This window comes from Amycolatopsis sp. SID8362, from assembly GCF_010550475.1.
GTDB lineage: Bacteria > Actinomycetota > Actinomycetes > Mycobacteriales > Pseudonocardiaceae > Amycolatopsis > Amycolatopsis eburnea.
In genome coordinates, this window is record NZ_JAAGNB010000962.1 from 1 (window position 1) to 233 (window position 233).

Below are 233 nucleotides of genomic sequence, written 5' to 3' on the forward strand. Positions count from 1 at the left end.
GCGACCAGGCCGCTGGCGTGCAGCACCCAGGGTAGGCCGGGGGCGTCGGCGGCGCGGGAGTAGACCGTGACCGGGCGGCGACCGCGGTCATCGGGGGCGCCGGTCCACACCTGGACCACCACGGCCGCGTCTCGGGACGGCAGCACGAGGGGCGCCGCGAGGGTCAGTTCTTCCACGTGGTCGCAGCCGACCTCGTCGCCGGCGCGGACGGCCAGTTCCAGCAGCGCGGTGCC

The 233-nt window shown here is 76.8% G+C and carries 1 protein-coding gene; it reads right to left on the reverse strand.

Translation table 11 applies throughout. The annotated features are described in order from the left end of the window. Positions 1 to 233 (reverse strand): polyketide synthase dehydratase domain-containing protein (locus tag G3I65_RS29495; protein ID WP_160698992.1); only part of this gene is annotated, 233 nt, incomplete at both ends.